General features: G+C 56.7%; 12 protein-coding genes. 9 read left to right on the top strand and 3 right to left on the bottom strand.

Features of this window, described 5'->3' with window-relative positions; all coding sequences use genetic code 11:
- The first annotated feature begins 266 nt into the window (after window positions 1-266).
- Together E1297_RS07045 and E1297_RS07040 are read left to right on the top strand one after the other, a co-directional pair.
- On the top strand, window positions 267-821 hold the full coding sequence (locus E1297_RS07045; RefSeq protein ID WP_368669479.1) for an RBBP9/YdeN family alpha/beta hydrolase: 555 nt from the start codon (window positions 267-269) through the stop codon (window positions 819-821).
- Window positions 822-852: 31 nt separating this feature from the next.
- Window positions 853-1,746 carry an EamA family transporter gene (locus tag E1297_RS07040; RefSeq protein WP_155135708.1) on the top strand — a complete coding sequence of 298 codons (894 nt, stop codon included), beginning with the start codon at window positions 853-855 and terminating at the stop codon, window positions 1,744-1,746.
- 49 nt (window positions 1,747-1,795) lie between these two features.
- Here the strand turns inward: E1297_RS07040 and E1297_RS07035 are convergent, their stop codons facing one another.
- Together E1297_RS07035 and E1297_RS07030 are read right to left on the bottom strand one after the other, a co-directional pair.
- Window positions 1,796-2,566 (bottom strand): HpcH/HpaI aldolase/citrate lyase family protein, encoded by a 771-nt coding sequence (locus tag E1297_RS07035; protein ID WP_155135705.1) that lies wholly within the window; start codon window positions 2,564-2,566, stop codon window positions 1,796-1,798.
- Window positions 2,567-2,733: 167 nt separating this feature from the next.
- Window positions 2,734-3,057, bottom strand: a complete 324-nt coding sequence (locus tag E1297_RS07030; RefSeq protein WP_155135702.1) for a DUF1476 domain-containing protein — start codon at window positions 3,055-3,057, stop codon at window positions 2,734-2,736.
- A 284-nt stretch (window positions 3,058-3,341) separates the two neighbouring features.
- Here E1297_RS07030 and purC point away from each other — a divergent pair, with 284 nt between their 5' ends.
- The 6 genes from purC to E1297_RS07000 all read left to right on the top strand — a co-directional run bounded on the left by purC (window position 3,342) and on the right by E1297_RS07000 (window position 6,215).
- The gene (purC, locus tag E1297_RS07025; protein ID WP_155135699.1) at window positions 3,342-4,139 is read left to right on the top strand and encodes a phosphoribosylaminoimidazolesuccinocarboxamide synthase; all 798 of its coding nucleotides are present in this window, start codon (window positions 3,342-3,344) and stop codon (window positions 4,137-4,139) included.
- Window positions 4,140-4,240: 101 nt separating this feature from the next.
- A complete protein-coding gene (locus tag E1297_RS07020) occupies window positions 4,241-4,780 on the top strand; it encodes a hypothetical protein (RefSeq protein ID WP_155135696.1) in 540 nt (179 codons plus the stop codon).
- Window positions 4,781-4,893: 113 nt separating this feature from the next.
- A complete protein-coding gene (purS, locus tag E1297_RS07015; protein ID WP_155135693.1) occupies window positions 4,894-5,133 on the top strand; it encodes a phosphoribosylformylglycinamidine synthase subunit PurS in 240 nt (79 codons plus the stop codon).
- A gap of 11 nt (window positions 5,134-5,144) precedes the next feature.
- Window positions 5,145-5,252, top strand: a complete 108-nt coding sequence (locus tag E1297_RS50215; RefSeq protein ID WP_155135690.1) for a phosphoribosylformylglycinamidine synthase-associated small membrane protein — start codon at window positions 5,145-5,147, stop codon at window positions 5,250-5,252.
- 24 nt (window positions 5,253-5,276) lie between these two features.
- Complete coding sequence (gene purQ / locus E1297_RS07005) at window positions 5,277-5,945, top strand: phosphoribosylformylglycinamidine synthase subunit PurQ (RefSeq protein ID WP_155135687.1); 669 nt, start codon at window positions 5,277-5,279, stop codon at window positions 5,943-5,945.
- 15 nt (window positions 5,946-5,960) lie between these two features.
- Window positions 5,961-6,215 (top strand): DUF2164 domain-containing protein, encoded by a 255-nt coding sequence (locus E1297_RS07000; protein ID WP_209015682.1) that lies wholly within the window; start codon window positions 5,961-5,963, stop codon window positions 6,213-6,215.
- Window positions 6,216-6,266: 51 nt separating this feature from the next.
- On the opposite strand, the gene E1297_RS06995 is transcribed toward E1297_RS07000, so the two are convergent.
- On the bottom strand, window positions 6,267-6,677 hold the full coding sequence (locus E1297_RS06995) for a GNAT family N-acetyltransferase (RefSeq protein ID WP_196223231.1): 411 nt from the start codon (window positions 6,675-6,677) through the stop codon (window positions 6,267-6,269).
- 368 nt (window positions 6,678-7,045) lie between these two features.
- Here E1297_RS06995 and E1297_RS06990 point away from each other — a divergent pair.
- Window positions 7,046-9,565: calcium-binding protein (locus E1297_RS06990; protein WP_155135681.1), on the top strand; the 2,520-nt coding region annotated here is incomplete at its 3' end.

The raw sequence follows: 9,565 nt of genomic DNA, 5'->3' as shown, positions 1-9,565 counted from the left end.
TGTGTTGCACTTCGCGCCTGAATTCACCCAATCGTTTTCCGCAGCGAAATCAACGCCAATCCAGTGGCTATCAGAACCATGGATTTTTCGGGATTGGCACACACGTGGCGTTCAAGGCAGCCAGTCTGTTACCGGCACCTTCTATGCTTGCCAGAACCGGGCCCTGCCCAAGAGGTCCGGTGGCGCCTTTCGCAGTTTGACAGGACCGCCAGCCTCTGCGAGGAAGCGAAACCAACTGATCAGACTGACCTGGAAGAGACGTTACCGTGAAGATTGCAGATACCGATATCCTTCTCATTCCCGGATATGGCGGCACGGAAACCGGCCATTGGCTGCACCGCTGGCAAGCGAAAATGGCCAATGCCTGGATCGTGGAGCAACAGGACAAGCACCGCCCGTCACTTCATGTCTGGGAAGAAACGCTCCTGAAGCGGCTGGAAAAGACCACACGTCCGGTGGTGCTCGTGGCACATTCGCTGGGCTGTGTATTTGTGGCCCAAGCAGCCCACCGCCTGAAGGACAAGATCAGGGGAGCCTATCTGGTCGCCCCGTCCGACTGGGACAGGGAGGGGCTGATACCGGAATTTGACGGAGCGACGTTCAAGCCCATTCCGATGCATCCGTTGCCTTTCCGCACGCATCTGGTCGCAAGCCGGAACGACCCCTATTGCGGCTTTGACCGGGCAAAGGCTTTTGCCAGCGCTTGGGGCTCCACATTTCAGGATGCGGGCGAGGCAGGGCACATCAACATGGCCAGCGGCCACGGCCCCTGGCCCGAAGGGCTCATGTCCTTTGCGTTGTTCATGAAACGTTTGGGATAAACTTGATCGCCCCTCAACCGAAAGCTTGCGAATGAGACTGACTGACATTTTTCTGGCTGTCCTGGTCGCCGCGTTGTGGGGCTTCAACTTCGTAGTCATTCACCTGGGCATTGATGCCTTTCCGCCGCTTATGTTTTCGGCGCTCCGCTTTGTTCTTGCCGCATTCCCGCTGGTGTTTTTCCTGCCCCGGCCCAAAACCGGATGGGGCATTATTCTCGGGATCGGGACTGTCCTCGGCGTCGTCAAGTTTGCCTTGCTGTTTCTGGGCATGGATACCGGCTTGTCGGCAGGGCTGGCCTCTCTCGTGCTTCAGTCCCAGGCATTCTTCACTGTAATCCTGGCAGCGTTGCTTCTCAGCGAGCGTCCGTCGGCGAGACAGCTGGCCGGTATTGCCCTTGCCTTCACCGGTATCGGCATTGTCGCCCTCACGATGAACGGTCAAACGACACACACCGGACTGACCCTCGTCCTGTCCGCGGCCATGGCCTGGGCCCTGTCCAACCTGCTCATGAAAAAGGCCGGACAAGTCAATATGCTGAGCCTCATGGTCTGGGTCAGTCTGGTTCCTCCAATCCCGTTGATCTGCCTGTCGCTGATCTTCGAGGGATGGCAGGCCAGTGCCGATGCGATCACCGGCCTTGACCTCACAGGGGTCGGCGCAGTGCTTTACATCGCCTATGCCGCCACAATTTTCGGGTTTGCGGTTTGGGGCAAGCTGATCAGCCAATATGGAGCAGGTACAATTGCGCCATTCTCCCTGCTCGTGCCCGTTTTCGGCATGACATCTTCGGCTGTGTTCCTGGGCGAAGATCTCGGCGCCACCAAATTGCTGGCCGCCGCACTTGTCATCTCCGGCCTGATCCTGACAGTTTTGAAACCCTCTAAAATCACGCGACCGTTGGCTGGGGCACAGTCGCGGTCGTGAATCACTGCTGCCCATAAACTCCCGACGAAACTGACGGGCAGTTTAACCGTCAGCTGCCAGGTAAGCGGCCTTTTTGAGCGGCATTTTTCGCGGCTTCCATGAACAGCGCCATGTCCATGCCGTAGGCCATGAGTTGATATCCTGCATTCCGGGATTCCTGGACCTTTTCCGGCGTCATGCAAAAAATGGATGCGATCTTGCCGGCCGCCCGGGCGCGCGCCGCGATCTCCGCTGCCACCCTCGTCATCTCCGCGCCGTTCGGGTCAACACCCGCCCCGCCCGACAAGGTCAGCGACAAATCGCTCGGGCCAACAAAAACGCCGTCAAGGCCCGGGACAGCCAGAATGTCATCGAGCGCAGCCAGTGCCTCCGCTGTCTCCACCATTGCAAGCGCAAGCATGTCGCGGTTCGCACTGGCGAAATAGGCCTGAGGATCCTGCCCGCCCAGCATGGCACCCCGGTGGGGGCCCCAGCTGCGGCGGCCGCGCGGCGGATACTTCATGAAGTCGGCGAAATCCGCCGCATCCGCCGCCGAGTTTATCATCGGGGCAATGATCGCCTCGGCTCCGACATCAAGGAGCCGGCTGGCCGTTGCAAAATCCCCGACCGGAATTCGCGCGATCCGGTGGGCATTCAGCCCGCTCATTGCGGCGAATGAATCGCGGGCGCTGGCGATATCGTGCATGCCATGCTGCAAGTCGAGGGTCACCGCTTCATAACCGCTGCGGGCCAGAAGTTCGGACAGGATCGGCACGGCCAATCCCGACCATGCGGTCACAACGGTCTGTCCCGAATTCAGTTTTTCGGCAAGCGATTGCATGACGGCCCCTCCAAAGATGATCGACAGGACCAGTCAAGACCCGGAACGGAACACCGCGCAAGTCTCGAGCGCATTAAATTCCTGCAAGTCCGGGCAGTACGTCATAAAAAAGCCTCCGCAAGATGATTGCGAAGGCTGGTAAATCAAATTTTGACGGTCAGAGCCGGTCAGCCCTCGTTCTGAATCTGGGTGATGGCTTTTTGCATCAGCTCGTCCATGGTCCGGCGGATCTGGTGATCGGACTGCGCGACGTTATGAGCGTCAAAATCGGACCGGATCTTGCGAAACACGTCCTCATCGCCCGGCTCCTCGAAATCGGCACGCACGACTTCCTTGGCATATTCTTCCGCGTCAGCGCCGGACTTGCCGAGAAGCTCTGCGGCCCAAAGCCCCAGAAGCTTGTTCCGACGCGCGCTGGCTTTGAATTTCAGCTCCTCGTCATGCGCGAACTTGTTTTCAAACCGGTCCTCACGCTTGTCGAATGTGCTCATCCTGGTGTCTCCTGAAGTGCGGATAGGCCTACTGCTCCAATTATAGGAGAGATTTGCGACATTCCATATCCCCCGAACCTCCTCAAATCAATCAAGGATCGCGAATTTGCCCCAAAACCCTGATAGAGTGCCCAAAAAGGCTGTTACGGGCCGATTGTACTTTTCACCCGCATCGGGTAAGTTCCGCGCCGCTAATGCGGGGAAAGGGCACTGTTGCCAAACCCGGGCCGCGCGGTCGACGCGCCTTGGGAGGAACAGAGATTGCCAAGGACAAACCCCGATCGATGGATTTTCTCAAACACTCACGGTACGTGCCAATGAACCGCCGCCGGCGCATTTACGAGGGCAAAGGAAAGATTCTTTATGAAGGTCCTGAGCCCGGAACGCTTATCCAGCACTTCAAGGATGATGCCACCGCCTTCAATAACAAGAAGCATGAAATTGTTGACGGAAAGGGTGTTCTGAACAATCGGATCTCCGAGTTCATATTCGAGCACCTGAACACCATCGGCATTCCGACCCACTTCATCCGCCGCATGAACATGCGCGAGCAGCTGATCCGCGAAGTCGAGATCATTCCGCTGGAAGTGGTCGTGCGCAATGTCGCCGCAGGCTCGATTGCCAAGCGCCTCGGCCTTGAAGAAGGCACCCAGCTTCCGCGCTCGATCATCGAGTTCTACTACAAGAATGACGAGCTGGACGATCCAATCGTCGCCGAAGAGCACATCACCGCCTTTGGCTGGGCGACACCGCAAGAGCTGGACGACATGATGGCGCTGGCCATCCGCGTCAACGACTTCCTGTCCGGCCTGTTCCTGGGTGTCGGTATCCGTCTGGTCGATTTCAAGATCGAATGCGGCCGCCTGTTCGAGGGCGACATGATGCGTATTGTTGTTGCGGACGAGATTTCGCCTGACAGCTGCCGGCTGTGGGATATCGAGACCAACGACAAGATGGACAAGGACCGCTTCCGCCGCGATCTCGGCGGCATGCTGGAAGCCTATCAGGAAGTCGCCAAGCGGCTCGGAATCCTGAACGGCAACGACCGTCCGGCAGCCACCGGCCCGACTTTGGTGAAGTGATACTCTCACTCCACCACATAATTGGCAAAATTTGCCATGCATGATTGATCAGGACACCAATAGCCCCTATGCCGCGCAAAACGCGACATGGGGGTTTTGCTTTGAACACATACAATCTCGTCCGGAATGTCTTTACCGCCGGTTTCCTTTGCCTTTTCCTGGCTGCCTGTCAGACGACAGGACTGAAACCGGGCAGCATCGAGACGGCCTTCGCACCCAAGGGCTGGATCAGCACCCAAAAAGGCAGCGATACAATCTACACCTGCCTGCCGAATACCTGTAAATCCCGGCAATTGATTGTGGTTTCGCCCCTGAAAGTCAAAGGCAGCGCCGAACAAGCAATTCGGGAAAACATCCTGAGTGCCGGACTGATGTCCGAGGTCGGAAAATCAGTCGCACGTGCAACTGACGGCGGTGTCAAAACGCTCTCGACCAAGAGAATAACAAACGACACCTATTCCGGATTTGAAATGCTGTTCCAGTTTTCAGCTCCTGGAAGAAAACCGGTATATGCTGCTGCGCGCTTTATTGTTCAGAACGACAGAGGCACCGGCGTTGCTTCGATCGGCCCGTCTGCCAAGGTAGCAAAAGCCAATCTGCGCAGGTACCTCGCAAGCACGACGATCCGGCGTCTGCCCTAATTCCCGGCATTTGTGCAGATCGGGTCTTTTGTTGATGGGGTTCCTCGTGTATGGGAGCCCCATCTTTTCCTGCCGGACCTGAAACCGGCAACGCACCCCGGAGAAACAGCACAATGAAGGCACGTGTGATCGTCACCTTGAAAAACGGTGTTCTCGATCCTCAGGGAAAAGCCATCGAGGGAGCCCTTGGCGGCCTGGGTTTCGACGGCGTCGACAGTGTTCGCCAGGGCAAGGTGTTCGATGTGGAACTCGGCGGAGCCGACAAGGACGCCGCGCGCACCGAACTTGAGGCGATGTGTGAAAAGCTGCTCGCCAACACGGTGATTGAAAACTACGCGATCGAAATCGCCTGACGGGGCCGGATATGGATGAAGACGCCGCCAAAGCCATGAGATTCATGGCCATCAAGGCCGCGATCTTCGTGCTCTTTCCAGCCTTTGCCGCCGTAATGGCGGTCCTGTTCCTGCTATAAAAGACCGACCGGGACCCGAGAACCATGAAAACCGCTGTCATCGTATTCCCAGGCTCCAACCGTGACCGGGACATGTTCCATGCTCTGGAACTGATCACCGGGTCCCGCCCGCAGTCGGTCTGGCACACCGAATCGACCCTGCCCGATGTGGACCTCGTTGTGGTTCCCGGCGGTTTTTCCTATGGCGATTACCTGCGTTCGGGCGCGATTGCCGCACGGTCTCCGATCCTGAAGGATCTGGTTGCGCAAGCAGCCAAGGGCGTTACGGTCCTGGGTGTTTGCAACGGCTTTCAGATCCTCACCGAGGCCGGTCTTCTGCCCGGAGCCCTGATGCGCAACGCCGGACTGACTTTCGTGTGCAAGGAAGTCCTTCTCGAAACGGTGACAGACGCGACGAAATTTTCGAAGAAATTCGAAAAGGGGCAGGTCTGGCGCTGCCCCGTCGCCCATCATGACGGCAATTACTTCGCCGATGCCGACACGCTGAAGGCCGTCGAAGACAACGGCCAGGTCGTGTTCCGCTACGCGAACGGCACCAATCCGAACGGCTCGGTGAACGACATTGCGGGCGTCATGAACGCCAAGGGCAACGTCCTTGGCATGATGCCCCATCCGGAAAACCTCGTCGAACCGCTGCATGGCGGTCTGGACGGAAGACTTGTGTTCGAAAGCCTTCTGGAAACTGCCGCCTGACAGGAGGAACGCACCGTGTCCGATCTTCAGCTTGACCGGAAACAGAGACAGGCGCTCGCCCAGGAGCTGCGCCGGTTTCTGGAGGACGAGCTGGACACGGAGATCGGCAACATGGACGCAGAGCGGCTGGTCGACTTCCTGACGGAAAGCTTTGCGCCGGAGTTTTACAATCTCGGCGTCCGCGACGCACACGCCTTGCTGACCTCAAGGGTCGAAGACATGGCGGACGCGTTTTACGGGTTGGAAAAACCGCTCAGGCGCCGCCGCTGACCTGTGGCCTATGAAAGGCCGGACAATACGTCCTGACAGCAAGACCGCGCTTCATTCCAGCAAGCTCTTGGTCATGTAGACACGCTGCACGCCATTCGGATAGTCAAAGGTTCCGAAACAGCGGTAGCCTTGGCGCTCGTAAAATCCGCGGGCCTGAAAGCTGTATGTATCGAGCAGAGCGGTCCCGGCACCGCGCCTGGCGGCCTCCACTTCAAGCCGGGTCAAAATGCGGGCTGCGAGCCCCTGCCCGCGAAAATTTTCATCGACCCACAAGCCGCGCACCTCGACTGCGCCCATCCGGACGACACCATGCACCCCGGCGACGATTGCTTCGCCGTCGCCGGCAATGACGACCGACAGTGTCTCGGTCTCCCAGTCCACTTGTGTTTCATTGTAGGCGACAAGGTTGGCGTTGATTTCCTGATAGGCATCCGCGCCTGGCAGCAGCACTCTGAGTTCCAACAGTTTCTCCGGTTTGAAGCATCTTGAACAACCGTATCGGCCGGGCGCCCGCCCCGTATAACACGCCATCTATGGCGTCCTTGGCCTGCACTCATAGAACACAATCAGCCACCGATCTAATGATAGCCAGCTGAAAACTGGAGCCTAATCCGTGGCGGCACCCAAAGGCACGCAACTGTCATTGATTGTGTAACAGTTGCATTATGCCCATTTGTCGCAATCATCTCCAAATGGGTCGCCATGAGAACTTTCATTAAATCCGGCACTCCCTGTAATATAAAAACAAATAAATAGAATACTTTCTGAGCACAACCCATCACCAATCAGATTTTCGAAAGTAAAAACAAAACAATGGCGGGGTTTATAAAATGGCAACAGAAACAATTAACGGCACATCCGGAAATGACACAATAGACGACACACGTACCATCGGGTCCGGAATTGTCGGTCTGGATTGGTATTATCTGTTCTTGAATGGCGACGAACAGTACCGCGAAGTTTCACCGGTCACCGATGTGGAGTTCTACGGTGGCAACGGCAATGACACGGTCGACCTCGATTGGTTCAACTATATCTTTTACGGCGGCTCAGGCGACGACACAGCGATCGGCTCGGGCACGTTTTATGGCGGCGACGGCGACGACACCAAGGACGGAAACGGCGACTTTGATGGTGGCGACGGCAACGACACCATGACCGGCTACGGCACTTTCACCGGCGGCGCGGGTGACGACACATTTTACGTCGAGGATGGCAAGGGGGTCTTTTACGGCGGAAGTGGCGACAACTTCTTCTTTGCCAACAATGGGGATAAAAACGATACCGTAGAAACCGAAGACGGTGATGATACGATCTATACCGGCAAGGGCAACGATACGATCATAGCGGGTGCCGGGGATGATTTTGTCGATCCCGGTGACATCAACTCCGGCGACTCTGACACGGTCACGCTGGGCGACGGGAATGATATCCTCTATCTGGGAGACATCGGATCATCCGATGCATCAGAAAGCACTGCTGACTACTGGGCAACCTGGGCGACAGCCAAAGCCGGCTCCACCAGTCTTGACGTATCGAAATCACTATTCAAACTCGCCGCTGATAGCTTGCTTAGTACCAACCCGATTGCCGGGCTCGTCCTGGACACTGTTACTTCCCTTGGCAGCGCGGCCCTTTACTCCGCCCTGAGTGGTGCGGCAACTTCATCGAACGCACGTGTTGGCGATCAATCGTCGACAGTTGAACTGACCGATTACGACCCGCGCTACGACATGGTCATTCTCCCGACCGTAAGTGTCGACGACCCGATCCCGCTTGACGGAAATGCCGCCAATGGAACCTTTGAGTATTGGCTCGACGCCGATAACGGCGGCGAATTCCTCGAAGCCTCGTTTGACGAAGACTATTATGACGACTTCATCACCGCAGCCGGCCTGTCAGGGGCAACCGTCAACAAGGCCACCGTTTTCGAATCAATTCATCAGGCGATCTGGGATTCCCGGGTCAGTTTTTCCAAGAACAACAATGGCGACATAAGCATCAGTCAAGGCGACACTGTCCTCGACGACACAACATTTGGAGATCTTTACGATACCGTCGATTCGGCTCTGAACAATGGCGAAGCACTCTCGATCATGGGCAATTTTGCCGGATACAATTTTATCGCCGATGATGATCACCGGTTCGTTTCCGGCTCCTCCTACAGCGACGTGATCCGGACCGATTCGACCAATACCACTGGTGGTTCCAGCTACTACATGGCCTTGTGGGAAGGGGACGACACCGTTGTTGTCAATTCGGATCGCGATGACCTCTACTACAACGGCGGCGAAGGAACCGACACGATTTCCTTCACAGGCCTGAACAGCGGCATTTCCGTTGACTTGGGAGATACCGGTCAACAAAACGTCCGCAATGAGCTCGATATCACTTTGGTCGACGTCGAAAATGCTATCGGAACCACTGCGAATGACACGATTACCGGTAGTGACGTCCGGAACATGATCACCGGCGGCGGCGGCACCGACGACATCGATGCCGCTGGTGGTGATGATATCATTTTCATTCAACAGGGTGACAGCTCGACCATCGACGGTGGAGACGGTACCGACCGGATTGTTGTTGACCTGTCCGACAGCGACAGCCGTTTCGACGGGGGGTTCGGCTCAAGCAGCTCCTATTTCAGTGGCACGGCAACCAATATTGAAGGATATGGTCTCGTCCTCTCTGACAACAATGACAATGTCAATGGCATCACCGGCGGAGACGACATTGCCTTTGGCGCTGGCGGCAATGATTGGATAAAGGGCGCGGACGGCGCGGACGAGCTCTATGGCGAAGACGGCAATGACACGCTGCTGGGCCACTGGTGGAACAGCGGCGGCGATGATGCCGACAGCCTTTATGGCGGTAACGGTGATGATGCGCTTTATGGCGACTACCGATACGGCACCGGCACCGGAGGCAACGATTTCCTCGATGGGGGTGCGGGCAACGACACCATTGTTGCCGGAGGCGGGAACGATACGATCATTGCAGGCGATGGCGATGATACCCTCACCGGCAATGATGGAGACGACCGGTTCGAATTCGATACCGATGACGGGACCAACATCATCACCGACTTCGAAGTCAGCGACACGTTCAACACGATTGCGTTTGAAGGTGATGTATCGGTCACTGCGACCTATGACGGCGAAGACACGACCCTTGCCGCTGGCGATACAACCGTCATTCTGACAGACTTTGAGTTCGATTTTGATTACGGCTCTGTATCCTCATACTTCTACTATCGTTCTGACAGCGGCATGACCGTTTATGATGGCGGCAAGAAGGATAATGGTGAGACCGTCATCTGCACCTACATGCATGAAATCGGCGTCATTCCG

This window comes from Roseibium sp. RKSG952 (assembly GCF_009711355.1).
Note: the sequence above shows the minus strand (reverse complement) of the source record. Positions and strands in the feature narration are given on the sequence as shown.